Source organism: Shinella sp. HY16 (assembly GCF_028534175.1).
GTDB lineage: Bacteria > Pseudomonadota > Alphaproteobacteria > Rhizobiales > Rhizobiaceae > Shinella.
In genome coordinates this window covers 1,510,887-1,536,921 of record NZ_JAHYXL010000001.1, presented here as the reverse complement: position 1 = coordinate 1,536,921, position 26,035 = coordinate 1,510,887, and the positions used below count along the sequence as shown (strand labels likewise).

General features: G+C 64.2%; 21 protein-coding genes. 4 read left to right on the top strand and 17 right to left on the bottom strand.

What is annotated here, in order from left to right; genetic code table 11:
- Window positions 1-17: 17 nt before the first annotated feature.
- The 11 genes from serS to K0P03_RS07785 form a co-directional block, all read right to left on the bottom strand.
- Window positions 18-1,301 (bottom strand): serine--tRNA ligase, encoded by a 1,284-nt coding sequence (gene serS / locus K0P03_RS07835; protein ID WP_272789312.1) that lies wholly within the window; start codon window positions 1,299-1,301, stop codon window positions 18-20.
- Window positions 1,302-1,370: 69 nt separating this feature from the next.
- Window positions 1,371-2,207, bottom strand: a complete 837-nt coding sequence (tatC, locus tag K0P03_RS07830) for a twin-arginine translocase subunit TatC (RefSeq protein WP_272789311.1) — start codon at window positions 2,205-2,207, stop codon at window positions 1,371-1,373.
- Window positions 2,204-2,827 carry a Sec-independent protein translocase protein TatB gene (gene tatB / locus K0P03_RS07825; RefSeq protein ID WP_050743862.1) on the bottom strand — a complete coding sequence of 208 codons (624 nt, stop codon included), beginning with the start codon at window positions 2,825-2,827 and terminating at the stop codon, window positions 2,204-2,206. The genes tatC and tatB overlap by 4 nt, the downstream gene beginning before the upstream one ends.
- A 91-nt stretch (window positions 2,828-2,918) precedes the next feature.
- Window positions 2,919-3,116 carry a twin-arginine translocase TatA/TatE family subunit gene (locus K0P03_RS07820; RefSeq protein ID WP_023511864.1) on the bottom strand — a complete coding sequence of 66 codons (198 nt, stop codon included), beginning with the start codon at window positions 3,114-3,116 and terminating at the stop codon, window positions 2,919-2,921.
- A 42-nt stretch (window positions 3,117-3,158) separates the two neighbouring features.
- The gene (locus K0P03_RS07815; RefSeq protein WP_130516128.1) at window positions 3,159-4,262 is read right to left on the bottom strand and encodes an ABC transporter ATP-binding protein; all 1,104 of its coding nucleotides are present in this window, start codon (window positions 4,260-4,262) and stop codon (window positions 3,159-3,161) included.
- Between the two features lie 64 nt (window positions 4,263-4,326).
- On the bottom strand, window positions 4,327-5,058 hold the full coding sequence (scpB, locus tag K0P03_RS07810) for an SMC-Scp complex subunit ScpB (RefSeq protein WP_272789310.1): 732 nt from the start codon (window positions 5,056-5,058) through the stop codon (window positions 4,327-4,329).
- Window positions 5,033-5,842: a segregation and condensation protein A gene (locus K0P03_RS07805; protein ID WP_272789309.1), complete on the bottom strand. Its 810-nt coding sequence runs from the start codon at window positions 5,840-5,842 to the stop codon at window positions 5,033-5,035. The genes scpB and K0P03_RS07805 overlap by 26 nt, the downstream gene beginning before the upstream one ends.
- 113 nt (window positions 5,843-5,955) lie before the next feature.
- Window positions 5,956-6,975 (bottom strand): beta-N-acetylhexosaminidase, encoded by a 1,020-nt coding sequence (nagZ, locus tag K0P03_RS07800; protein ID WP_023511860.1) that lies wholly within the window; start codon window positions 6,973-6,975, stop codon window positions 5,956-5,958.
- A 125-nt stretch (window positions 6,976-7,100) separates the two neighbouring features.
- Window positions 7,101-10,397, bottom strand: coding sequence for an SPOR domain-containing protein (locus tag K0P03_RS07795; protein WP_272789308.1), 3,297 nt, complete (start codon window positions 10,395-10,397; stop codon window positions 7,101-7,103).
- 63 nt (window positions 10,398-10,460) lie between these two features.
- A complete protein-coding gene (argS, locus tag K0P03_RS07790) occupies window positions 10,461-12,221 on the bottom strand; it encodes an arginine--tRNA ligase (protein WP_272789307.1) in 1,761 nt (586 codons plus the stop codon).
- Between the two features lie 66 nt (window positions 12,222-12,287).
- Window positions 12,288-13,508 (bottom strand): deoxyguanosinetriphosphate triphosphohydrolase, encoded by a 1,221-nt coding sequence (locus K0P03_RS07785; protein ID WP_050743858.1) that lies wholly within the window; start codon window positions 13,506-13,508, stop codon window positions 12,288-12,290.
- 218 nt (window positions 13,509-13,726) lie between these two features.
- Here K0P03_RS07785 and erpA point away from each other — a divergent pair, with 218 nt between their 5' ends.
- Both erpA and xth read left to right on the top strand, forming a co-directional pair.
- Window positions 13,727-14,059 carry an iron-sulfur cluster insertion protein ErpA gene (gene erpA / locus K0P03_RS07780; protein ID WP_023513989.1) on the top strand — a complete coding sequence of 111 codons (333 nt, stop codon included), beginning with the start codon at window positions 13,727-13,729 and terminating at the stop codon, window positions 14,057-14,059.
- 35 nt (window positions 14,060-14,094) lie between these two features.
- Window positions 14,095-14,886 carry an exodeoxyribonuclease III gene (xth, locus tag K0P03_RS07775; RefSeq protein ID WP_037406760.1) on the top strand — a complete coding sequence of 264 codons (792 nt, stop codon included), beginning with the start codon at window positions 14,095-14,097 and terminating at the stop codon, window positions 14,884-14,886.
- 54 nt (window positions 14,887-14,940) lie between these two features.
- On the opposite strand, the gene exoR is transcribed toward xth, so the two are convergent.
- From exoR to K0P03_RS07745, 6 genes are all read right to left on the bottom strand, one after another.
- Window positions 14,941-15,744 carry an exopolysaccharide production regulator ExoR gene (gene exoR, locus K0P03_RS07770; protein WP_037406752.1) on the bottom strand — a complete coding sequence of 268 codons (804 nt, stop codon included), beginning with the start codon at window positions 15,742-15,744 and terminating at the stop codon, window positions 14,941-14,943.
- A 363-nt stretch (window positions 15,745-16,107) separates the two neighbouring features.
- The gene (locus K0P03_RS07765; protein ID WP_023512144.1) at window positions 16,108-17,361 is read right to left on the bottom strand and encodes an OmpP1/FadL family transporter; all 1,254 of its coding nucleotides are present in this window, start codon (window positions 17,359-17,361) and stop codon (window positions 16,108-16,110) included.
- Window positions 17,362-17,719: 358 nt separating this feature from the next.
- The gene (locus K0P03_RS07760; RefSeq protein ID WP_023515115.1) at window positions 17,720-20,647 is read right to left on the bottom strand and encodes a valine--tRNA ligase; all 2,928 of its coding nucleotides are present in this window, start codon (window positions 20,645-20,647) and stop codon (window positions 17,720-17,722) included.
- 139 nt (window positions 20,648-20,786) lie between these two features.
- A complete protein-coding gene (locus K0P03_RS07755; protein WP_272789306.1) occupies window positions 20,787-21,551 on the bottom strand; it encodes a PopZ family protein in 765 nt (254 codons plus the stop codon).
- A gap of 211 nt (window positions 21,552-21,762) precedes the next feature.
- Window positions 21,763-23,160, bottom strand: coding sequence for a TolC family outer membrane protein (locus K0P03_RS07750; RefSeq protein WP_023514824.1), 1,398 nt, complete (start codon window positions 23,158-23,160; stop codon window positions 21,763-21,765).
- Between the two features lie 258 nt (window positions 23,161-23,418).
- Complete coding sequence (locus K0P03_RS07745) at window positions 23,419-24,069, bottom strand: protein-L-isoaspartate O-methyltransferase family protein (RefSeq protein ID WP_088016539.1); 651 nt, start codon at window positions 24,067-24,069, stop codon at window positions 23,419-23,421.
- A 310-nt stretch (window positions 24,070-24,379) separates the two neighbouring features.
- Between K0P03_RS07745 and exbB the strand changes: the two genes are divergently transcribed.
- Window positions 24,380-25,456 carry a tonB-system energizer ExbB gene (gene exbB, locus K0P03_RS07740; protein WP_130516138.1) on the top strand — a complete coding sequence of 359 codons (1,077 nt, stop codon included), beginning with the start codon at window positions 24,380-24,382 and terminating at the stop codon, window positions 25,454-25,456.
- 4 nt (window positions 25,457-25,460) lie between these two features.
- Window positions 25,461-25,898, top strand: a complete 438-nt coding sequence (gene exbD / locus K0P03_RS07735; protein WP_024270455.1) for a TonB system transport protein ExbD — start codon at window positions 25,461-25,463, stop codon at window positions 25,896-25,898.
- The last annotated feature ends 137 nt before the right edge of the window (window positions 25,899-26,035 follow it).

The following is a 26,035-nucleotide window of genomic DNA, read 5'->3' as shown; positions in this document are numbered from 1 at the left end:
CATCTCCGCCTTCCGCCTCAGGCGGCCTTCTCGATCTTCTTCAGGCCGCCCATGTAGGGCAGCAGCACGTCCGGCACGGTGACCGAGCCGTCCTCGTTGAGGTAGTTTTCCATGACGGCGATCAGCGCGCGGCCGACCGCCGTACCCGAGCCGTTCAGCGTGTGCACGAACTTCGTCGCCTTGTCGTCCTTGCCGCGATAGCGCGCATTCATGCGCCGTGCCTGGAAATCACCGCAGACCGAAACGGACGAGATTTCGCGGAACGTATCCTGGCCGGGCAGCCAGACTTCCAGGTCATAGGTCTTGCGGGCGCCAAAACCCATGTCGCCGGTGCAGAGCGTCATGACGCGGTAGTGCAGGCCGAGGCGCTTCAGGATTTCTTCTGCGCAGGCCGTCATGCGCTCGTGCTCGTCGATCGAGCTTTCCGCATCGGTGATCGACACGAGCTCGCACTTCATGAACTGATGCTGGCGCAGCATGCCGCGCGTGTCGCGGCCGGCCGAGCCCGCTTCCGAACGAAAGCATGGCGTCAGCGAGGTGAAGCGCAGCGGCAGCTTTTCCTGATCGACGATCTCCTCACGCACGAGGTTGGTGAGCGAGACCTCCGCGGTCGGGATCAGCCAGCGGCCGTCCGTGGTACGGAACAGGTCTTCGGAGAACTTCGGCAACTGGCCGGTGCCGAACATGGCATCGTCGCGCACGAGGAGCGGCGCATGCACTTCCGTATAGCCGTGCTCGCCGGTGTGCACATCGATCATGAACTGGCCGAGGGCGCGCTCAAGGCGTGCGAGCTGGCCCTTCAGCACAGTGAAGCGCGAGCCGGCGATCTTGGCTGCGGCTTCAAAATCCATGTAGCCGAGGGCTTCGCCGATCTCGTAGTGTTCCTGCGCCTTGTGGTTCCAGCCGGGCTTGGCGCCCCATTTCAGCTTTTCCACATTGCCGGCCTCGTCGGTGCCGACAGGCACGTCGTCGAGCGGAATGTTCGGAATGCGCGACAGGGCGTCGTTGAGCTCGGCAGTGACCTGGCGCTCCTCCTCCTCGGCGGCGGGAAGCTGATCCTTGATGGCCGAGACTTCGGTCTTCAGCTTCTCGGCGAGCTCGCCGTTCTTCGCCGCCATGGCCGCGCCGATCTCCTTGGAGGCGGCGTTGCGGCGCGACTGCATGTCCTGCGCCTTCTGGATGACGCTGCGGCGCCTCTCGTCGAGATCGATGAGGGCCTTTGCCAGGGGGCTCGCACCGCGCTTTGCCAGGGCGGCGTCGAGAGCGGCGGCGTTGTCGCGGATCCATTTGATATCAAGCATTGTCGTTCCAGGCGTTCCGTGGATTGAGGCCCACCCGCGCCCGGCAGCACAGTGCGACGACGCCGGGGATCAGGCCTTGTCGGCCTCTTCCGGCGTCGCAACGACCTCGTTCTCCGCATCCTGCGCGTTCGAGGCGCTCGCCCGCTGCCGTTCGATGAGTCGGGCCGTATAGATGGAAATCTCGTAGAGAAGGATGGCCGGCAGTGCAAGGCCGATCTGGGAAACCGGATCGGGCGGCGTCAGCACGGCGGCGACCACGAAGGCGATGACGATCGCGTATTTGCGCTTGTCGGCAAGCGTCTGGGAATCGATGAAACCGGCCCGCACCAGCAGCGAGGAAACCACGGGAAGCTGGAAGACGAGGCCAAAGGCGAAGATCAGCGACATGATGAGGCTGAGATATTCCGACACCTTCGGCAGGAGCTGGATCGACACCTCTCCCTCGCCGCCGCCCTGCTCCATGGCCAGGAAGAACCACATGACCATGGGCGTGAAGAAGAAGTAGACGAGCGCCGCACCGATGAGAAAAAGGATCGGCGAGGCGATCAGGAACGGCAGGAAGGCGGCGCGCTCGTTCTTGTAGAGGCCGGGCGCGACGAACTTGTAGACCTGCTGGGCGATGACCGGAAACGCGATGACCAGCGCGCCGAACATGGCGACCTTGATCTGCGTAAAGAAGAATTCCTGCGGCGCCGTGTAGATCAGCTCGACATTGCGGTGCGAAAGCCCCGCCCATGACACGGCCCATTTGAAGGGCAGGACGAGCAGATTGAACAGCTGCTTGGCAAAATAGAAACAGACGAGAAAGGCAACGAAGAACGCGCCGACCGCCCAGAGAAGGCGCTGGCGAAGCTCGATCAGGTGCTCCATGAGCGGCTGGGGCTTGTCTTCCATATCGCCGCTCATGCGTCGCCCTTCTTGGTCTTTGCAGTCTTGGCCTTGGCAGGCGCCGCCTTCTTTTCGGCGGAGGCCTTTGCAGCCGGCTTTTCAGCCGCCTTGGCGACGGGTTCGGCTTTCGCGGCCGCCTTGCGGGGCTTTGCCGCCTTGTCCGTCGCGTCCGCGGGCTTCCTTGTCGCCGTCTTCTTCACCGGTCCGGCTTTCAACGGAACGGCAGCGACGGGTTCTGCGGAAACCGGCTTCGGCACCTCGGCCGGCACGGCGACCGGCGTGCTGCCGGCAACGCCTTCCGCGGGCGTTGCGGCAGGGGCCGTCGAGGAGACGGAGCTGGTCGTCTTCTGAAGATCAGCCTTGATGTCGTCGCCCATCTGGCGCAGCGGGTTGACCGCCTCGCGGATGGTGTTCAGCGGATTGAGTTTCTGCGCCTCGCCGATCGTCTTCTTGACGTCCTCGAGGTCCGCTTCGCGCAGCGCCTCGTCGAACTGCTGGCGGAAATCGCCCGCCATGCCGCGCATCTTCGACATCATGCGGCCGAACGTGCGCAGCATCTGCGGCAGGTCCTTCGGACCGACCACGATGATCAGGACGATCGCGATGACGAGTATTTCGGTCCAGCCGACATCAAGCATAGGGTACTGTCCTCATGGGCTGCGAACCACCGCTCGCAGCCGCCAGGTCACGCTGCACGGATTGACCTGGCAAATCCAGGTTCAACGCCGCTCACTTGACCTCGTCAGCCTTGTGATCGACGGTCTTGGCCTTGTCGGCAGCGGCGGCTTCCTCGTCGGACATGCCCTTCTTGAAGTTCTTGATGCCCTTGGCAACATCGCCCATCAATTCCGGAATCTTGCCGCGGCCGAACAGCAGCAGCACCACCACCAGGACGATCAGCCAATGCCAGATGCTGAATGAACCCATATTCTTGACTCCCTTTCGAACTCGTACCCCGATGTAAGACGTTCAGCCGTCTTTTTCAAACACTAGAATGTCGCGGTGGTTAGCCGAAAGCGTGACGTCGCGCAATCCGGAAGCCAACTGATCGGCCCTGACGCGCGCCCGGATCGGCCGATCTGTGCCCGGCACGGCGAGATCGAGCAGCTCCACCACCCCGAGAAAACGCCGCGACAATATGCGTGCGGGGATTTCACCGCCCGTTTCCATCACCCGCAGCCCGGAAAGGCGCACCGCGACATGGACCTTCTGGCCGTCGGAAAACCGCTTGCCGTCGACAGTGCCGAGCGGCGTTTCGACCACGCCCCCGTGCACGCGGCCGGGAAACTCGTTGATTTCGGAGAAAAAGGCGGCGGCGAAGATATTTTTCGGATTGAGATAGAGCTCTTCCGCCGTGCCCACCTGCACGAGCCGACCATCCTTCAACAACGCGATGCGGTCGCCCATGCGCATCGCCTCCTCCGCATCATGGGTCACCACGATGGCGCTGGCGCGCGACTGGCGCAGGATCGCCAGCGTATCGGCGCGGATCGAGTCCTTGAGGCGCGAATCAAGTCCGGAAAACGGCTCGTCCATCAGAAGCACCGAAGGGCGCGGCGCAAGCGCCCGGGCGAGCGCCACGCGCTGCTGCTCGCCGCCCGAAAGAACATGTGGAAACTTCTGGGCATAGTGCGAGAGGCCGACGCGTTCGAGCGCGACCTGCGCCTCTGCCTCCGCCTCTGCCCGCGGCAGCGCCGTCAGGCCGAAGCGCACATTATCGAGCACGGACATATGCGGGAAGAGCGCGAAATCCTGAAACATCAGCCCCACGCCGCGCCGCTCGGGTGGCAGGAAGACGGTCGGACCGGCAACCTCACGGTCGTTCAGAAGCACGCGGCCGGCCGTCTGCGCCTCGATGCCTGCAGCAATGCGCAAAAGCGTCGTCTTGCCGGAACCGGACGGACCGAGCAGGCACAGGACCTCCCCGGGCTCCGCCGTCAGCGAGATGCCGCGGATCGTTTCCTTGTTGTGGTAGCTGTGGTGGATATCCTCGAAGGACAGGCGCGCCGCGAAGGTGACCGCCGATGCCCGTCTCGTCTCGTTGCCGTTGGAGCCTGACGGGTCCAAAACCATGTGCCGAAGTCTTTCCCTGCCGCCGGCACAGGCGCCGACGGTACAGTCCTGTCATAAGCTTCGTTTATTCGTCTTCTTTTCCGCCCGGTGTCAAGAGACCGAGTTCTTCGAGATCCAGCTGGGTGATCGGATCCTCGTCGTCCGCAAACTCGTCCTCGCGCAGCGGCATGGGCACCTGGAAATTGGACGGAATGCGGCCAGACAGGAGGCCCGCGCCCTTCAGTTCCTCAAGGCCCGGCAGGTCGCGCAGGTCCTCCAGGCCGAAATGATCGAGGAAATCACGCGTGGTGCCGAACGTCACCGGGCGGCCCGGCGAGCGGCGGCGGCCGCGAAACCGCACCCAGCCGGCCTCCATCAGCACGTCGAGCGTGCCCTTCGAGGTCTGTACGCCTCGGATATCCTCGATCTCCGCGCGGGTGACGGGCTGATGGTAAGCGATGATCGACAGAACCTCGAGCGCGGCGCGCGACAATTTGCGCACCTCCGTCTCCTCCGTCCGGATGACGAAGGAGAGGTCCGGGGCCGTGCGGAAGGCCCAGCTGTCATCGAGCTGCACGAGGTTGACGCCGCGGCCTGCATAGAGTGCCTTCAGCTCGCGCATGACATGCAGCACATCGACGCCGCGCGGCAGCCTGTCGGCGATATAGGCCTGCGAGACCGGTCCGGCGGAGGCGAAAACCAGCGCCTCGGCAATGCGCGCTGCCTCGTGCAGTCGACGTGGATCGACGATCGTGCCGGCGTCCGCATCGCGCGGTGCGTCGTCCCCCGGCTCAGCCACGTCCGTCGCCCTCGTCATCGTCGCCCTCGGGCTTGGGTCCGCGGCGCAGGTAGATCGGCTGGAAGGCACCGTCCTGGCGCAATTCCAGGCGCCCTTCCCTCACCAGCTCCAGCGTCGCTGCAAACGCGCTGGCGATCGCCGTGGTCCGCTCCGTCGGGTTGCGCAGGTAGCGCAGGATGAAGTTGTCGAGCGCCGCCCAGTCGTCCTCAAAGCCGCCGACGAGCAGCGACAGAATTTCGCGCGCATCGGAGAGCGACCAGACGGTGCGTTTCTCGATGGTGACCTGCGTGACCGCGTGGCGCTGGCGCAGCGACGAATAGGCGTTGAGCAGGTCGTAGAGCGAAGCTTCGAAGGACGAGCGCCGCTCGGTCGGAATATGCTCCGGCATGCCGCGGGCAAAGACGTCGCGGCCGAGGCGGTTGCGGTTGATGAGCCGCGTCGCCGCATCGCGCATCGCTTCAAGCCGCTTCAGGCGGAAGGCGAGGCTTGCCGCCATCTCCTCGCCGGAGGGGCCATCGTCCTTCGCCTGCTTGGGAATGAGCAGGCGCGACTTGAGATAGGCAAGCCAGGCCGCCATGACGAGATAGTCCGCGGCCAGCTCGATGCGGATCTTGCGCGCCCGCTCGATGAAGACGAGATATTGTTCGGCAAGCGCCAGCACGGAGATGCGGGTAAGATCCACCTTCTGCGTGCGGGCGAGATGCAGCAGAAGGTCGAGCGGGCCTTCGAAGCCGGCGAGATCGACGACGAGGCTCTCCTCGGTAAGGCCCCGCGCCTCGGCGTCCTGCCACAGGTCGGCCATCGGCGCTTGCGCGCCGCGCCCTTTCTTCGGTGGCTTCGACCCCGTTCCCTGCACGTCGCCCCTCTTTATCGTGCCGCGCGCCCGCGCCTGCGGGAGCCCGCTTGCGGCGGCTGTCAGGCCACCGCGATCATGGCGTTGAACTCTTCGCGCAGCGCCGCCTCGTCCGCCCCGTCCGGCGTCGGGAAGCCTGCACGCACCGCATTCGCCCGCCGCAGGCTGTCGCCGGTCAGTGGCGGAACGTTCTCGGTCACCGCGATCATTTCCTCCATGATGCCATGGCAATGCAACACCATGTCGAGGCCGGCAGCAATGATTCCCCGGCTTCTTGCGGCAATATCGCCCTTCAGCGCGTTCATCGACACGTCGTCGGACATCAGAAGCCCGTCGAAACCCATATGGCCGCGGATGATCTCGCTGACGACCTTTGCCGAGGTGGTCGCCGGATTGTCGGCATCGATGGCGGTAAAGACGATATGGGCGGACATCGCCATCAGCTCGTCGTTCATGCGGCGGAAGGGCACGAAATCGCAGGCCTCCAGCTCGGCGCGGCTGGCATGCACGACCGGCAGGTCGTGGTGCGAATCGACCATTGTCCGGCCATGGCCCGGCATGTGTTTCATGATCGGCAGCAGGCCGCCGGCCTTGAGCCCTTCAGCAGCCGCCCTGCCCATCACGGAGACGATCTCGGGCTCCTGTCCATAGGCACGGTTGCCGATGACGTCGTGCACGCCCGGCACGGCGACGTCGAGCACCGGCAGGCAATCGACATTGATGCCGAGGCGGAGGAGATCGAAAGCATGCAGGCGCGACATCAGCCAGGCGGCGCGCAGCCCCTTCTCCGCATCGGCGCGGTAGATCGCACCGAGCGCGGCGGCATTCGGATACTGCTGCACATGTGGCGGCTTGATGCGCTGGACGCGGCCGCCCTCCTGATCGATCAGCACGGGGATATCCGCGTCGCCGCCAAGGCAGTCGCGCATCTCGGCGGTCAGGTCCGCCACCTGCGCCGGCTCGCCGATGTTGCGGCCGAACAGGATGAAGCCCCACGGCCGCTCGCTGCGGAAGAAGGCTTTCTCGTCGGCGGTCAGACTCAGGCCCTTGCAGCCCGAAAGGAAGGATTTCGATTCGCTCATGTCCGCAATCTTAAAGGTTCGATGGAGAAAACGAAGGAGTGCCCTGCCGGCTCCTGCGGCAGCAGCCCGTCGGAATCGAAGAGGCGCGGACCCTGCCCGCGCCTCTCCAGAAAATCAGCGTCTCCTCAGCGGGTGACGAGGCAGCTGCCGCCGGCGCTCTTATAGCGGCTGCAGAGCGAATTGGCCTCCTCGCGCGAGCCGGCCGGGATACGGACGCGGAAGTAGGTACCCTTGTTCGGGATTTCCGCCTTCTTGATGTCCACGCCGCGCCCACCGATGACGGAGGAGAACTTCGAGGAGAGCGAGTTGTAGCTCTTCTGCGCTTCCGCTTCCGAGGGCAGCGAGGCGATCTGGATGACGTAGCTGCCGGGGGCGACGGCTGCGACCTGCGTCTGTTCGGCCGTCTGCTGCGTCTGCGTCGCCTCGGCGGTCTGGGTGCCAGAGACATTGCCGTTTTCGGTCACGGTGCCGACCACGTTGACCGGCTGGTCGATCGGACGCGTGCCCGGAACCGGCGCATTGCCGTCCGTCGAACCGCTCGTGGCGCCGATCGTCGTCGTCTTCACCGTGCGCACCGGCGCCGTGTCGTCGACTTCGGCATTGGCGACTTCCGCCAGCACGGACCGCGGCTGGCCTTCGCTGGCCGCCTGCTCGGCGCTGAGCGAGGCATTGGTGTCGACCGTCGCATTGGCCGTGGCAGCGGCCTCGCCCGAGGCGCTGCCGGTGGTCGCGGTCGCCTTGGCGTCGAGACCAACAACCTCCGTTGCGGGCTCGCCGACCGTTTCTTCGCGGGCGACGAGCGTGCCGTCCGGCTTGACGATCATCGTCTTGACCTTGCGCGGCGAGACGAGCGGCTTGTTGCCGCCTTCGGCCGCGGCCGTTTCCGGTTCATCGACACCCGGCAGGACACGGTTTTCGTTTTCCGCGGCAATGACCGCCTCGACGCCGTCTTCCGGACCATCGAACGGCAGGGTTTCCGGCGTCAGCGTACGCTGCACGACATCGACGGGCTCTTCCGTGGAGGTGACGAGTTGGTCCTGCTGCGGGGTCGCGGCCGTATCGCCGGCAACACGGTCATAGACCGCCTTGTCCTGGTTCGGCACGGTCTTGCCGCCCTTTTCCTCCGGCACGACCTTGACCGGCTCCTTGTCGGCGAGGATCACGCGCGGCTCGCCCGAACCGGCCGTGCCGCCGGTAAAGGCCGTCCAGGCATAGACGCCACCGCCGCCGACCATGAGGAGGGCCGCGACGGAGGCCGCGATCAGCAGGCCGCGACGCGGGCGAGACTGTTCGTCGTCGTAGCCATCGCCGGCATAGTGCGTGTTGGCCTGGCCGGGATCGACGGGGATCGCCATGCGCTCGGGCTGGCTCAGCGAGCGACGGAAGTCCTCTTCCAGGGCGCGTTCGAAATCGTCGACGTCGTTGATCTGCGCCGCCGGCTGGGCAACGGTCGCGGCAACCGCACCGGCGGCAATGCCGGCGGTGCGGTCTTCGCCGCGCGTCTTGGCAGCCGGCTCGGTGAAGAGCTGCGCCATTTCCGCGTCGATGTCGAAATCATAGTCCGGCTGATAGGCCGGCGGCTTTTCCTTCTCGATGACGGGAAGCTGCGGCACGTCGAGTTCGGTAACCGGGGAAACTCCCTCGTCCGTCTCGGTGATCATCGTCGGATCGAAGGGCAGCGCACCATCGGCCATTTCCGGGATGAGGGGCTGCGGCGCAGTATAGGTCGAGACGGGGACCGCTACGACGGGCTCGCGGCGCACCGGCGTCTGCATCTCGACGGGCCTTACGGCCTCGACACGGGCCTGCGGACGGGTTTCAAGCCGCGCCTCCGGCGCCTTGACCTCCTGCCGCACCGGCTCCTCGTCGAGCGAAAAATCCGAAAGATCGAGGTCGATGTCGGAGAGATCGAATTCCAGGTTCTCGATATCGAGCTCCGGCTCGACGGCCACCGGGGTCGGCTTTGCAATCGGCTCGGGACGCGCTTCGACAACCGGCGCACGATAGGCGTCAGCCATCGGGCTCTGAACGGGCTCGAACACCGGTTCGCGCGCGGTTTCGACCATCGGGGTACGCGCCGTCTCCACACTCGACTGGCGTTGCGCGACCGGCGTCGCGCGGCCGAAAATCGAGGAAACGTTTGCCAGGCTGTTGCGCGGCGTCGTGCTCACGGCCGCAAGCGAGGCGGCGGCAAGCGTGGCTGCCTCCAGAGAAGGCCGGTTGTCCGGCACAGGGTAACGCTCGACCTCGGCCAACAGGGAATCCGCATCGTGGTTGCGGCCGGGTTCGACCGATTCCAGCCGGTAGTCGGGTTCCGCATCGCGGGCGGGCTCGGCGCCCTGCCACTGCGTCTCTGCTTCAGCCACGGCGCGGGCACGGTCTTCCCGCGTCTCGAACGGCATTTCGGCAACGAAATGCGGCTCGTCCCGGGCATAGGCCGGTTCCGCATGGAACGGCTCGGAAACGGGGCGGCTCGCCGCGTCGGACATCCAGTCCTGGAGGGTCGGCTCATGGCCGGCTTGCGCATCATCGGCGGCGCGGATGTCGGAGAGCAGGTCATCGGCAAAACCATCGCCGATCGACAGCTCCAGTTCGCGCTCAAGATCGAGACCGATCTCGTCGATCGGATTCTCCTCCGGCGCGAGGGGCTGGAAACCAAGGACAACGGGCTGGCGCTCGTCGGCGCTGGCAACGACCGGGGTATCGACAATCGGTTCGCTGCGCACGGGCGGCTCGAAGCGCGGCTCCAGCCGGTCGACGAACTGGCGGCCGGCATGCATTACCGGCTCGACATCGACGGCAGGAACGTCATGCACAGCCGTTTCAATCTCGTCGGCGAGCAGCAAGGCCGGATCGAAATCAAGCTCGGGCGCCGCATCCGCGACGATCTCTTCCTCACGGGGCAGCTCCGCCATGTGCTCTTCAACCGGAAGCGCATGACCGGCATCGCTTTCAGCGACAACCGGCTGCTCAATCTCGGCCGGGCGCTGCTCGTCGAAGGACGGCTCGGCGCCGAAGAACTGCTCTTCGAAGGAGGGCTCGTGATGTGCGACATCGCGCGGTGCCACGTCACGCGTCGGCACCGCGTCGAGGATGGCTTCGCGCTCTTCCACGACCGCTGCCGGCCTGTCGAAGACGGGCTCGACATGGCGCGGCGTAGCGCGCTCGGCAACGACCGGCTGGACGCTCTCGCGGCGCGGCGTGTCATATTGCTCGAAGGCGCGCATCAGCTCGTCCTCGAGGGCGAGCACGGGATTGTCCATCCGCGGGACCGCCTGGGCGGGCTCGGAGGAAGACTTGCTGACGTCCTGGACCGGACGCGGTTCGTAGCCGACGAGACGGGCAAGCTCAGCCAGCGGATCGTCGTCCGCCAGGAGATCCGTGTCAGCGGTTCCGCTTCGCGCGAAGTTCTTGTCTGCCATACTGCTTCCCACTCACAAGCTACAAATACGCATTTGCCAGCTTATTGTGGGCAAATGGTGACGTTACCGCATTTCGTTCGGTGCAGCCGTGCCTGTAATGGACAGGCCCGACTTAAGAACAGAGGCGACAGCGTGCACCAGCCCAAGTCTGGCGATACTCAATTCTCTATTTTTATCGTTAACAAACCGTAATTCCGGCTGCTCTTTGCCTTTATTCCAGTGAGCGTGGAATGAACTGGCAAGATCATAGAGATAAAACGCGATGCGGTGCGGCTCGTGCGCGAGTGCAGCACCCTCGACGACACGCGGATATTCTGCGAGCTTCGCCAGAAGCTGCAACTCGCTCGGATCGGCGATGTTGCCCTCGATCGCGGAAGCGAAATCGAGCGCGGGAACATCGAGATCCGGGAACGCCTCGGCCGCCTGGCGGAACACCGACATGCAGCGCGCATGGGCATACTGCACGTAGAACACCGGATTGTCCTTGGACTGCTCCGTCACCTTGGCGAAATCGAAGTCGAGCGGCTCGCTGTTCTTGCGATAGAGCATCATGAAGCGCACCGGATCGCGACCGACCTCATCGACAACGTCGCGGAGCGTCACGAAGTCGCCGGAGCGCTTCGACATCTTCACCGGCTCCCCGTTGCGGAACAGCTTGACCAGCTGGCAGAGCAGCACGGTCAGCTTGGACTTACCCTCGGAGACCGCGCGCGCAACCGCCTCCAGGCGCTTGACGTAACCGCCGTGGTCGGCGCCGAGCACATAGATCATCTCGTCGAAGCCGCGGTCGAACTTGTCCTTGAAGTAGGCAACGTCGGCGGCGAAATAGGTATAGGATCCGTCCGACTTGATCAGCGGGCGATCGATATCGTCGCCAACTTCCGTCGAGCGGAAGAGCGTCTGCTCGCGATCTTCCCAGTCTTCCGGCAATTGCCCCTTCGGCGGCGGCAGCACGCCCTTGTAGACATGGCCCTTGAAGGTCAGGTCATTGATCGCTGTGCGGATCGGCGCGCCGTTGCCGGCATGCAGCGAGCGTTCGGAGAAGAAGACGTCGTGCCGGACGTTGAGGGCCGCGAGATCTTCGCGGATCATCACCATCATCGCGTCGATCGTCTTGTCCTTGACGATGGGCATCCACTGTTGCTCCGGCATGGCGCGCAGCGTGGTGCCGAATTCCTCGGCCAGCGCTTCGCCGACCGGAACCAGATAGTCGCCGGGATAGAGGCCCGACGGGATGTCGCCGATCGTCTCGCCGAGCGCCTCGCGGTAGCGCAGAAAGGCCGAACGCGCGAGCACGTCGATCTGCGAGCCCGCATCGTTGATGTAATATTCCTTGGTCACGCCATAGCCGGCAAAAGCGAGCAGATTGGCCAGCGCGTCGCCGACCACGGCGCCGCGGCAGTGACCGACATGCATCGGTCCCGTCGGGTTGGCGGAGACGTACTCGACGTTCACCTTGCGGCCCGCACCGAGGGAGCCGCGACCATAGTCGGTGCCGGTCTTGACGATCGCGGCCAGCAGCTTCTGCCAGTAGGGTCCGGAGAGGCGCACATTGATGAAACCGGGACCGGCGACGCTGACATCGGCGACTTCCGGGTCCTTCTTGAGTTCGGCGACGATGAGGTCGGCCAGCGCCCGCGGATTGAGGCCGAGGGGCTTTGCCAGCACCATCGCAGCATTGGTCGCAACGTCGCCGTGGCTCGCATCGCGCGGCGGCTCGACGCCGATACGACTGAAGTCGAGATCGGCGCGCTTCTCGCGGACGATCTCAAGTCCTTCGAGTACGTTTTTGATTCTGCTATCGAAATCTGTAAAAAGGTTCATCTCATCCATCCGCACGCAGCGGCCCGTTTCGAGCCATTTCTGCGAAGAAGTTCAGGTGGCGGCTGACTATCGCAATTCGGGGGTATGGTCAAACAGCCGGCGATGGGTGTTGACCGCGTAGTTGTCGGTCATGCCGGCAAGATAGTCGCCGACATGGCGGGCGCGTGCCGTCTCCGGCATGGTCGCGATGCGGTCCACCCAATAGTGCCCCTGCATCAGCTGCGGGTCGTCCATGTAAGCGTGATAGAGGTCCGTGAGGATGGAAGCGGCGTTCGCCCGCACCCGCATCACCTCCGGATGCCGGTAGATGCGCGAGAACAGGAGCTTCTTGATCTGCTTGTCCGTGACCGCCATCTCTGTGGAGAAGGTCGCCAGGCAGCGACGCGCCTTGCGCACATCCTCTGCGCTCTCGGGCCGCTCCTCGTGGATCGCCTGCTGCGCATAGCCGATCACGTCCTCGACCATGGCGGTGATCTGCCGGCGCATGATCTCGTGGGTGAAGCGCGAAGCCTCGAGATCCGGATAGCGCTCGCGCACGTCGCGCATCAGCCGTGCGAGGAACGGCACGTCCTCGAGCATCTCGAACGTGAGATAGCCCGAGCGCAGGCCGTCGTCGATGTCGTGGGTGTTGTAGGCGATGTCGTCGGCGATTGCGGCGACCTGCGCCTCCATGCTGGCGAAGCTGCCGAGCTCCAGGTCGTGTATGGCGCAATAGTCGAGGATCGGCCGCGGCACCTCCTCGCCATGAGTGCACTCGCCGGTCGGCCCGATCAGCGGACCATTGTGCTTGACGAGGCCTTCGAGGCTTTCCCAGGTCAGGTTCAGCCCGTCGAACTCGGCATAGCGCCGCTCGAGCTTGGTGACGATGCGCAGCGACTGGGCATTGTGATCGAAACCGCCGAAGGGTTTCAGCACCTCGTGCAAGGCGTCCTCGCCGGTATGGCCGAAGGGCGTGTGGCCGAAATCATGCACCAGCGCCACGCCCTCGGCGAGATCCTCGTCGAGCTTCAGGGCGCGGGCGAGCGCGCGGGCGATCTGCGCCACCTCGATCGTGTGGGTCAGGCGCGTGCGATAATGATCGCCATCGGCGGCAATGAAGACCTGCGTCTTGTGCTTGAGACGCCGGAAGGCGGTGGTGTGCACGATGCGGTCACGGTCGCGCTGGAAGTCCGACCGTGTGGGGCTCTCGGCTTCGGGATGGAGCCGCCCACGGGTCGCCCAGGGGTCGGAGGCATAGATGGCGCGTTGCCCCGCGCCAAAACCCAGCGCATGTCTGTCGAACGTCATTCTTCACCTGCATTCACGCCGCCCATTGACGCGGCCGCAATGCCTTCATACCTATAGTGTGCACAGCGGCAAGTCCGGCTGCAAGCCGAGCTTGAAATACAAGCCTTTTCAAGGATTTGTATAAGACGGCCCGCAGCGGGCGACGCCAGGGACGGTAAAGGCGCCGTCTTCGAAGGATAGCGATTCTCTCCGGATCTTGACCCCGGCAGGAGGCAGACATGACCGACAAGTCCGTTACCATTTCCGACGCCGCCGTCCGGCGCATCGCGTCGATCCTCACAGCGTCGCCCGAAAAGCAGGCGCTGCGCGTCTCCGTGGAAGGCGGCGGCTGTTCCGGCTTCTCCTACAAATTCGACCTCGTCGAGGACCAGCAGGACGATGACATGGTGCTCGAGCGCGACAATGCGAAGGTGCTGATCGACCAGCTCTCCCTCGTCTACATGGACGGGTCCGAGATCGATTTCGTCGATAACCTGCTCGGCCAGTCCTTCCAGATCAAGAATCCGAATGCCGTCGCCAGCTGCGGCTGCGGCACCAGCTTCTCGATCTGACCTTTCAGAAAACCAAGACGGGAACCCGCATGCCGATCAAGATTGCCACCTGGAACATCAACGGCGTGCGGGCGCGCATCGACAATCTCGTCGCATGGCTGAAGGAATCCAATCCTGACATTGTCGGGCTCCAGGAAATCAAGACGGTCGACGAGGGATTTCCACGCGGTGAGATCGAAGCGCTCGGCTATCACGTCGAGACGCATGGCCAGAAGGGCTTCAACGGCGTCGCCCTGCTCTCGAAGATCCGCCCCGACGAGGTGAACCGCGGCCTTCCCGGCGGTGACGGTGACGAGCAGTCCCGCTTCATCGAGGGTGTCTTCTCCGTCGAAGGCGGCGTCATCCGTTTCTGCTCACTCTACCTGCCGAACGGCAACCCGGCGGACGATCCCGTCAAGTTCCCCTATAAGCTTTCCTGGATGGACCGGCTGATCGCCTTTGCCGAGGACCGGCTGGCGCTGGAGGAACCGCTGATCCTTGCCGGCGACTACAATGTCATTCCCGAGCCGCACGACTGCTGGGACGTCAAGGTCTGGCAGCGGGACGCGCTCTACCTGCCGCCCACCCGCCAGGCCTTCCGGCGTCTCGAAAACCTCGGTTTGCTGGATGCCGTGCGCGCCTCGACCGACGCCGTGCCGCATTATACGTTCTGGGATTACCAGGGTGGCTGCTGGCCGAAGAATTTCGGCATCCGCATCGACCACCTCATGCTGTCGGCCGAAGCCTCCGATCGCCTCGTCTCGACCGCGGTCGAGAAGCATGTGCGCAACTGGGAAAAGCCGTCCGACCACGTTCCCGTGGTGGCCGTGCTGGATTACGCGGCCTGATACGCCCGGCCCGCAGACCTGCGGGCGCAAACCGGCCTCAAATTTTCCTGAAAACTATTCTTCCGGATTGAACCGGATGCTTTGCGCCAGTGCGACGCCCTTGCGGCGATCAGCCTCGCTGGCGACGGAGAAGGCCTCTTCCTGCGTGGCCTGCAGCCAGCCGCAGTCCTTCGGCGGGCAATGATCGAGCGCGGCGGTCATGAAGGCAAGCCCGCGGGCCGTCTGGCCTTCCTGGAAAAGGATGTTGCCGAACAGGCCCATGGCGCCGGCATGGCCATTGTTGCGGGCGCGGTTCAGCCACTTCTTGGCCTGATGCACGCTGACGCTGCCGCCCTCGCCCGAGAGCATCATGCGGCCGAGCTGGAACTGGGCCTCGGGAATGCCGAAGGCGGAAGCCGCCTGGAAATAGAGCTGGCGGGCCTGCGTCATGTCGATCTTGACGGGGCTGTCGGGAATGCCACGACGATAGTAGCTGGCAAGCGCAATCAGCGCATTGGCAAAATAGCCGGTGTCTTCCGAGCCCGGCTCGACGCCGGCCTGGGCGATCTCGCTGTACATCTTGAAGGCTTCGAGGTCGTTTTCCGGTACGCCGTCACCATCGGCATACATGTTGGCGAGCGCCCAGCGCGAGCCGGTATGGCCCTTTTCGGCCGCATAGCGGTACGCCTCGACGGCATCGCTCTTGCGCCCCTCCTTGTAGGAGAAGAAACCGAACTTGAAGAGATCGAAGGGCCCGCTTTCCTTGCTGACGCCGGATTGGGGATCGAATGCGAGAGCCTGAGACGCCGCTCCAAAGGAGAGCGAGAGACAAAGACCCAATACCATTACTTTCATCGGCATCAACTCGGACTTCGGCATCACTTCTACAATTCCGCGCCGAACCTTGTTCCTTCCGCCAAACCGGGAATGCACGACTTTCGTGCGGTTTTCCGGCAACTCCGGCGGCAATGACATCGGCTGGCTCATCGTTTCCTTGGGCGCGGTTCCACGCGTCTACATGTCCGTATCGCTGCGCCCCGTTTGTGGCGGGAAATGGACATTTCGTCGCTTCCCTGAAGGTGTAGCAAACTCTGGGAAAAAAAGTGTTGCGATTCCATCACATATTTTCAGGCGTCGCTGTGTTCTTCCCATCAAGCCTGCCGTGAAGCAACGAAGTGTTAACCAAGAAAAAGGGCCCGGTGATGACACCGGGCCCGATTCTGATCGTTTTGGTCCGCCAGATCAGAACTTGATCTTCAGCGACGTGGAGATCGCCGTCACCAGGTCGTTGTCGAAGTCATAGGAGACGCGGCGGCCGAAGGTACGGCCGTCCTTGACGACCTGACCGGAGGAACCGCTCGTCAGGATGCCCAGCGCGCCGCTCAGACGGAACTCGACATTCTCGTTTGCCGCGTAGGAAAGGCCCGTGCCGACGGTCCAGGTGTCGGTATGCGCACCGATGCCGGTGCCCGTGCCGCGGTCCCAGGTCAGGCTCAGGGCGCCGCTGAGCTTGTCGTTGAACTTGTGGCCGACGCCGCCCGAAACGGTCCAGCCGTCGCGGTAGAGCAGATCGAGCGAGGTCACTTCCGTCGGGCCGCTCGTGCGGCAGTCGACACCGCGCGTGGCGATCGGGCAGAAGGGCAGGCTCTGCAGCTGGCTCCAGTCGGTCCACTTGATCGAGCCGAAGGCCAGCCAGTCCGGCGCGATGCCTGTCTGGAACTTGAACTCAAGTGAATCGGGCATGTCGGCGGAGCCGAAGACCGGCGTGTTGACGCCGGCAAAGCCCGGCAGAACCGCGCCGGGAACCTGGCGCAGGTCCATGGTGCCGGTGATGTCGTCGAGCTTCACCGCGCTGTTGTAGACGAGGCTGGTGCGCAGCGCATATTCCTCGATCTCGTAGGCGATGCCGGCGCGCCAGCCCCAGCCCTCACCCTCCAGCTTGAGACGGCCCATGCCGTTCAACGGCGAGCCCTCGGGCATGGCGAAGACGAGACGATCCTTGAAGCCGGAGACCTCCTGGTAGAAGCCGCCGCCGATCACACGGAACTGGCCCGGCCCCATGTCGAAGGAGTAGGAGCAGGTCGCCGCGTAGTTATGGCTCTCGATCTTGGTCTCGACATTGTCGTTGGCCCCCGCCCAGTTGCGGCCGGGATTGATATGCGCGCCCCAGGGCTGGGAATAATCGGCCATGCAGTCGATGGAATCGGTGATCGCCGCCTTGAAGCCGATGCGCGGCACCCAGTAGCTTTCCGTATCGCGAATGCCGTTGTTCGGCAGGCCGTTCAGGTCGCCGTCGAGGGGAATGTTGTCGCGGACGTTGTTCATGTCGCGCTGCGGATTGACGAAGGTCACCGCCGATTCGAAGATGTAGTCCGAGGGATCGAACAGCAGGTCGATATTGTACCCGCCACGCTCCAGGCCGCCCGCCTGTGCGGATGTCGCCGCCAGCAGGGCAAGCGCCGTCATCCCTCCAAGGCTGATGTTCTTCCGGTTCATGCAATCCTCCCCTGCGCAACGCCGGCGCAAATCGCAGCTGCCTCTGCGTCCCGCCTCTCCACCCCGACTATCGAAGAGGACCACGAGATTGGCAAACCCCAGTTTTTGCCCCTAACTTCCAGTGGGTATTCAAAAAATTACGTAAGCTTTTCATGAAGCCCCTCAGCAGTTGAGCGGCCTGAAATGATTTTTCAAACAGTAGGGACGTTTCCGCTAATAAAGAGTTATCTTTTCTATAGCGATAATGACCTGTTACATTTGGGAGACAGTCGGAATTTTGCGGAATAACCGGCGAATAGAAAACCGCGCCGGAGATTCCGGCGCGGTTTTCATCGTTCCCAGATAAATTTGAGGGGAATCAGCCAGCTTCGCTGACGCGGGCGAGTGCCACCGCCAGGCTGGCGAGCTGTTGTTCCAGCTCGGCGAAGCGTTCGCGCTCGGCTTCCACCACGTCAGGCTTGGCATTGGCGACGAACTTCTCATTCGACAGCTTGGCCTGAATGCGCGTGGCTTCCGCCTTCGCCTTCTCGATCGCCTTTTCAAGGCGCGCCTTTTCGGCTGCCAGGTCGATCAGCGTGCCGAGCGGCAGGCAGGCGGTCGCCTCGCCGACGACAATCTGCGCGGCCCCCTTGGGCGCCGTGTCCTCCAGGCGAATCTGCTCGACGCGGGCAAGGCGGCGGATGGCCGAATCGTGCGTTTCGAGGCGCTTCTTCGTCATCGCATTGGCATCGACCATGACGAGCGGGGCCGTCGCACTCGGCGGCACGTTCATTTCCGCGCGCACCGAGCGGATGCCGGAAACGAGGTCGATCAGCCAGTTGATCTCGTCGGCCGCCGCCTCGTCGCCATAGGCCGGCGACGGCCACTCGGCATGGCAGACCAGCGTGTCGCGGGTCTTGCCCTCGCCGGCCGTATGCGCCCAGAGCTCTTCCGTCATGAAAGGCATGAACGGGTGCAGGAGCTTGTAGATCTCCTCCAGGACATAGGCCGCGCAGGCCTGCGATTCCGCCTTGGCAGCCGCATCCTCGCCGCTGAACACCGGCTTCAGAAGCTCCAGATACCAGTCACAGAACTGGTTCCATACGAAGCGGTAGAGCGTGCTCGCCGCGTCATTGAAACGATAGGTCTCTATCGCCTCCGTGACGTCCCGCGCCGTACGGGCGAGTTCCGTCAGGATCCAGCGATTGATCGTCAGCGAGGCCGCTTCCGGCACGAATTTCGGATCGGACGCGACGCCGTTCATCTCGGCAAAGCGCGTGGCGTTCCACAGCTTGGTGCCGAAGTTGCGGTAGCCGGCGATGCGGGCCGGATCGAGCTTCACGTCGCGGCCCTGCGCGGCCATGATGGCCAGCGTGAAGCGCAGCGCATCCGCGCCGTATTCGTCGATCAGTTCGAGCGGATCGATGACGTTGCCCTTCGACTTCGACATCTTCTGCCCGTTCTTGTCGCGCACCAGGGCGTGGACATAGACGGTGTGGAACGGCTCGATCGGGTTGCCGTATTCGTCCTTCATCAGGTGCAGGCCCATCATCATCATGCGGGCAACCCAGAAGAAGATGATGTCGAAGCCGGTGACGAGCACGTCGGTCTGGTAGTATTTTGCCAGTTCCGGCGTCTGTTCCGGCCAGCCGAGCGTCGAGAACGGCCAGAGGGCGGACGAGAACCAGGTGTCGAGCACGTCCTCGTCGCGCGTCAGGATATCGCCCGGCGCAAAATTCTCCAGCTTCTCCTCGACCCAGGCCTTCCAGGGGCCTTCATGGGCGATGTAGTGCTGGATGGCGGCGTGCAGCGCCTCTTCCTCGGTCTTCTCGACGAAGACCTGACCATCCGGACCGTACCAGGCCGGGATCTGGTGGCCCCACCAGAGCTGGCGCGAGATGCACCACGGCTCGATGTTTTCCATCCAGTCGAAATAGGTCTTTTCCCAGTTCTTCGGCACGAAATTGGTGCGGCCCTCGCGAACCGAGGCGATGGCGGGTTTGGCCAGCGTCGCAGCGTCGGCGAACCACTGGTCGGTCAGCATCGGCTCGATGACGACACCGGAGCGGTCGCCGAACGGCTGCATGACCTTCTTGTTCTCGACGAAGGGCACGTCGTTGCCTTCGGCATCCTTGACGGTGACCGCCAGACCCTCCGCATTGATCGCATCGACGATACGCTTGCGGGCCTCATAACGATCGAGGCCGCGATACTCGTCGGGAACGAGGTTGATGTCGTCGACCTCGGCCTCGTTCGGCACGTGGCCGGTCTTTGCGATGTCGAGCGCCTGCGCGGCGTAGAACGCATAGGGCTCGCCGTCGGCGCGCAGGGCGGCGCGTGTGTCCATCAGGCGGTAGAGCGGAATGTTGTTGCGACGGGCGACCTGGTAGTCGTTGAAATCATGAGCCCCGGTGATCTTGACCGCGCCGGAACCGAAATCGGGCTCCGGATATTCGTCGGTGATGATCGGGATGAGGCGGCGATGCGCCTTCGGGCCGACCGGAATCTCGCAGAGTTTGCCGACGATCGGCGCATAACGCTCGTCGGAGGGATGCACGGCGACAGCGCCATCACCCAGCATCGTTTCCGGGCGCGTGGTCGCGATGGAAATGTAGTCGCGCTCTTCCTGGAAGACGACGTTGCCGTCGGCGTCCTTCTCGACATAGGTGTAGGTTTCCCCGCCGGCGAGCGGGTACTTGAAGTGCCACATATGGCCGTCGACTTCCTTGTTCTCGACCTCCAGGTCGGAAATCGCCGTTTCGAATTTCGGGTCCCAGTTGACCAGCCGCTTGCCGCGATAGATCAGGCCTTCCTTGTAGAGCGAGACGAAGACCTCGAGGACGGCATCGGACAGGCCCTCGTCCATGGTGAAGCGCTCACGCGACCAGTCGCAGGAGGCGCCGAGGCGCTTCAGCTGATTGAAGATCAGGCCGCCCGATTCCGCCTTCCACTCCCAGACCTTCTCGACGAAGGCCTCGCGGCCCATCTCGCGCCGGCCCGGCAGCTTTTCGGCGGCGAGCTTGCGCTCGACGACCATCTGCGTCGCGATGCCGGCATGGTCCATGCCCGGCTGCCACAGCACGTCCTTGCCGCGCATGCGCTCGAAGCGGACCATGATGTCCTGCAGGGTGTTGTTGAGCGCGTGGCCCATATGCAGCGAGCCCGTCACGTTCGGCGGCGGGATCACGATGGTGAAGGTCTCGGCGCCGGGCTTTGCGCCCTCGCCGGCGCGGAATGCGTCCGCATCTTCCCATGCCTTGGCAATGCGCGGCTCGACCGCTGCGGAATCATAGTTTTTTTCAAGCATTTTCGTGCGTGGCCTGCTGTTTGTCGGTTGCGTTTTCTAAACCGGATGGCCGGGGCGAAGTCAACAATATCAGAAGAAAAGCCGCCCCGGAGGCTCCGGCGCGGCTTAAACCAATCTTTTGGAGATTTGGTGGCGTCGGTCAGCGGCGCGGGCCGCGCGCCACCCGTTCGATCTCCTCGCGCACCAGCCGCTCGACGAGCGTCGGCAGGTTGTCGTCCAGCCATTCCTGCAGCATTGGGCGCAGCATCTCCTCGGCGATCTCGTCGAAGGAGCGGCGCGGGCCGGCGTCGAGCGCCTGCGCCAGCGCGCCAAAGGACTGGGCCACGCGCGCGCCGACATCGGGCGAAACGATCGCGGCGACGTCCCGGCCGGCAGCAGCCGGCTCGGCAGCGCGCTCCTCGACGGCCAAATCGACCGCAGGCGCCGCCGCCACATCGGCGACAGGTTCGGTCTTTGCGACGGTTTCGAAGGCCGGCGCGACACGTCCGGCATTGGCGGCCATGCGCGAGGTCACGATCGGGTTTTCCTCCCGCACCGGCGCCGCTACCGGCTCGACCGAAACGGGCTCCGGCATCTCACGGCTGGCGACATGACGCTCGGAGGCCGCACGAACCCGGGCGGCGACATCGGCAAGCGACAGGGCCGGCTGCCCACCCTGCATCAGCTCGGCACGCGGCAACGGCTGAACAGCGGCGGCATGCCGTTCTTCGGCATGGAACTGCTCGACCACAACAGGATGATCGAGCAAGGTACGATCCTCGTTCCCGGTCGTGATGTCGAAGCCGCCATCGTCCTCGGCATCGGCCGCAAGGTCCGGCATGGCTTCGTTGTTCTCGATGATCTTGCGAATGGACGCCAGGATTTCATCCATGGACGGTTCACGCGCGACATTTGGCTGAGCCATTTCTATCCCCGTTCTCTGCGGCGTCCCTGGCCAGCCGCTACGGGACCTGCCGGACATCACGAAAACCCTAGGCGAGTTCGATGGCGAACTAAATCGCCGCGAATCATGTGTTCCAAGTGATGCACAGATTTGTTTGCCCTGCCAAGGGCAAGACGCGCGACCGCATCCCGCGCGGTCGCAGGAGAGCCCGTTTCGTCGTAAAGGGAAGGACTTACTTGCCGTCGACCGTTCTCAGGCCGAACCACTTGTCCTTGACGGCTTCGTAGTGCACCTCGGCGCGGTATTCGGCGACCTCCAGCCCCTGGCTCCGCACCGTCAGGCTGCCCGTGGCAGCCAGCAGCGAATAGCTCGCGACGACGGCATTGCGCTGCACGGCGGCAAGGTCTTCCTGAGCTTCAAGCACGTTCTGCTGGGCATTCAGCACGTCCAGCGTCGTGCGCTGGCCGACATTGCGCTCCTCGACGACACCGTTCAATGCCTGGTTGGCCGCGTCGATCTGCACCCGGATGGCGGTTATTGAGGCATTTGCAGCCTCATATTGCGCATGCGCCGAGGCGATCGTGCGCTGGACCTCCATGCGCGCAGAATCGACCTGCAGCTGGCTTTCCCCAAGCCGCTCCTTCGCCTGGCGGATCTGGCCGTATTCAGCGCCGCCCTGATAGATCGGAACGGTAAGGCGGGCCGATACAGTGCCTTGAAGACTGTCACCCGGGCCGTCCACCGTATTGACCGACTTGTAGACGCTGCCCTGCAGGGAGACGCCGGGCAACATGGCGCCTTCGGCCTCCTTCACATTGAAGCCGGCGGCATCGACGCCGCGCATCGCCGCGATGATGTTCGGGTTCTCACGCATGCCCGTCGCCACAGCATTGTCCAGCGAATTCGGCATGGCCTTCTTGGCTGCCGAGGGCTGCTTGATGCCTTTTGGCGTCTCGCCGACGATCTGGACATAGGCCGCTTCGCTCTGCTTGAGCGAGGAGACGGCGGCGGTAAGCTCCGCCTTGGCGGAGGCAAGCTCGGCCTCGGACAGGCTGACGTCCGTGCGCGTGCCCTCGCCCACGTTCAGGCGCGCATTCGCGGCAGCGACCTGCTCCTTGAGAAAGGCGATGTTCTGCTTGCGGATCGACACGATCTGCTGGTCGCGGGCAATGTTCGAATAGGCTTCGACCGCGGCGAGAAGGATGGAGATTTCCTGGGCGCGCAGCGACTCGCGGTTCGCCAGGACGTTCGCCTCCGCTGCCCGGACACGGTTGAGCGTCTGAAAGCCGTCGAAAACCTGCTGGCTGATCGTGATACCGTAACTGGAAGCGACGTAGTCCGTCTGGCGGCCGGCCTGCCCGAGGAGACCGCGAGGCGGCCGGACATCGAGGTTCGTGCGGGTCCCTTCGACTTCAGCCACCCCCCTTACTTGCGGCCGCATGCCGGCCTTGGCAATCGTGACGTTCTCGTCAATGGCGCGCAGGGCGGCGCGGGCGGCGTTGAGGTCGGGGTTGTTCTCGTAGGCCTTGGCCATGGCGCCGGCCAGTGTTTCGGCAAGCGCTGCCTGCGGCAGGGCGTTGACGGCAGTGGCGAGCGCGAGCGCAAGGGCAGTTCGACGAAGAAGGGACACAGTACGAAACTCCGATCCTGGCCAGCCCGTCGCGGGAGCCGCCTTTACACACTTCTCACCGACACGAAGGCCTGGTGCATTTCATCCGGCATCGGTGGCCGGTCGCGGACAGCTCCGCCTCGCCCGCGATAATGCCTCTTCGCTCATTCGGGAACAGTCGTCAGGTCCTTCAGGAAGGATTTGGTAACGACAATAGGACAGGCCCGTTGCGAAAGTGCAACAAACGGGCCTGTCGAAACGGCGCATATCCGCGCTGGCTCAGAAGACGAATTCCTTCGCCTTGCGGAAGCCCGGAAGCGGCTTGACGGCGGTATTGAAGACGTTGCGTTCGGAGACGTGGCCGCCTTCCTTGATATAGAGACGCGCCTGCGAGGCATTGCCGTAACCCTCGACGACGACGAGGCGTCCGCCATCGCGCAACTGGGCGAAAAGCGCCTCCGGAACGAACTCGACCGCGCCATGCACGAAGATCACCTCGTAGGGTGCTTCCGGCGCGTAACCGGTCTCAAGATCGCCGGTGACGACGGCGACATTGTCATAACCGAGGCGGGCGAGCGTTTCCGTCGCACTCGCAGCCAGCGCCGCGTCGCTTTCCAGCGCCACGACGGAGCTGCCGAGAAGCGAGAGCACGGCCGAGGCGTAGCCCGTGCCGCAACCGACCTCCAGCACGACATCGCTGCTGGCGATCTCGGCCAGCTGGATCAGCTTGGCGAGCGGCGACGGCTCCATCAGGTAGCGGCCGGGGGCAATCTGGATATCGTCGTCGATATAGGCGAGCGGCTTGACGGCCGCGGGCACGAATTCTTCGCGCGCGACGGTCAGGAAGGCGTCGAGCACCTCATGCGCCGTGACGTCCGTCGTACGGATCTGGTTGTCCACCATCTTCGTGCGCGCTGCTTTGTAGTCAATCATCTCTAGCCCTGTGAGTAAGCGGCAGACCGCGGCACGAAGGCCCGGTTGCGATGCCGGATGCGTCGCAATTCTCTTAGAGCGGTTTCGGGCCGGGTGTCCATAGGCGGCGATCGTCTGCGCGCAAAAACCGCGCCGTTGCGGTTTCGTCCCGCCCACACCGAGGATTTTCCGCAGTTTATCATGAATAAATTACTCAACATATTATTGCCTGCCCCCTCCATAATGTCGTATTGAGCAGTCAGGTTTTTGCGGCGCCTGGCGTCCGCACCGCGCCCGTTTATCGGACGGGCACCGTATAAATTGAGACATGCAAGAGGAATACGCCGTGCTGAAACGGTCTCGACTGCTATTCGCGATCATCCTGATGGCGCTCGCCACCCCGCCGGCCGCCCTGGCCCAGACCCAGGAAACCCAGAGCCAGACGCAGGGTACTTCTGCGCAGACGGACAGCCAGCCGGAAGCCGGACAATCCGGCGGCGCGGCGACGGGCGGCACCGCCGCGACGACGACCACAGACACGACATCGCGGCCCGTGACAGGCGACACCGTGAACACGCCGGCCGTGACGGCCGATGCAGACCAGGAAGCCGCCGGCGAAGAGGCGACCGATCTCGACATCGTCGATGACGGCGGCGAACGGCAGGCCGGCCTGCCGCACGACCTTTCCCCCTGGGGCATGTTCATGGCGGCCGATATCGTCGTCAAGGGCGTGATGATCGGCCTTGCCTTCGCCTCCATCGTCACCTGGGCCGTGCTTCTTGCCAAGCTCGTCGAGCTGGCCGCGGCCCAGCGCTCGGCCAGCCGCGCCGTGCGGCAGCTCACGGTCGCCCGTGGCCTTGAGGACGGCGAGCAGGCGCTCGGCCGCAACCGCGGCACCGTCGCCCGCATGACGCGCGCCGCTCGCGAGGAAATGGAAGCCTCGGAGGCCGTGCTCGACCACGTTTCCGATGGCGGCGTGAAGGAGCGCATCTCCTCGCGCCTCACCCGCATGGAAGTCCATGCCGGCCGCCGCATCGCCAAGGGAACGGGCCTCCTGGCCACCATCGGCTCGACGGCCCCCTTCGTCGGCCTGTTCGGCACCGTCTGGGGCATCATGAACTCCTTCATCGGTATCTCGAAGGCCCAGACCACGAACCTTGCCATCGTCGCGCCCGGCATCGCCGAAGCGCTGCTGGCGACCGCCATCGGCCTCGTCGCCGCCATTCCCGCCGTGGTGATCTACAATTTCCTCGCCCGTGCGATCACCGGCTACCGCCAGAACCTCGCCGATGCCTCGGCCGCCATCGAGCGGCTGGCCAGCCGCGACCTCGACGTGCGCCGCTCGCTGCGCCACGGCGCGCAGCGCAGTGAACGGGGCCCCGGCTCCGTCGTGAAGATCGGGTGAGGCCATGGCGAGCAAGATCAAGGAAGGCGGCGGCGACGACCTCGAGGAGAACAGCGAAATCAACGTGACGCCATTCATCGACGTCATGCTGGTTCTGCTCATCATCTTCATGGTGGCCGCGCCGCTCGCCACCGTCGATATCAATGTCGACCTGCCCTCCTCCGTCGCACAGCCGACGCCGCGCGAGGACAAGCCGGTCTTCATGACGCTGAAGAAGGACCTGACGGTCTCGATCGGCAATGGCGAGATCGCCCGCGACAGTTTCGGCCCGGAACTCGACGCCGTGACGGAAGGCAACAAGGATGCCCGCATCCTGCTGCGCGCCGACAAGGCCGTCGACTATGGCAATGTGATGGATGTGATGAACCTCCTGCGCGCGGCGGGATACGGCAAGATCGCCCTTGTCGGCCTTGAAGGCGGCGCCCCGGCGCAGCAGCAATAGAATATGGGGCGCGCCCTCGGGCGCGCCGCCCGGACCTGCGGTCATCGGCCACCGTCTGTTCGGCCTCCGGCAAAGCTGCGACAAAAACGCCGTCAAATGCTTCGTACACATCCGTCAGGATGAAAAAAACGGCATGT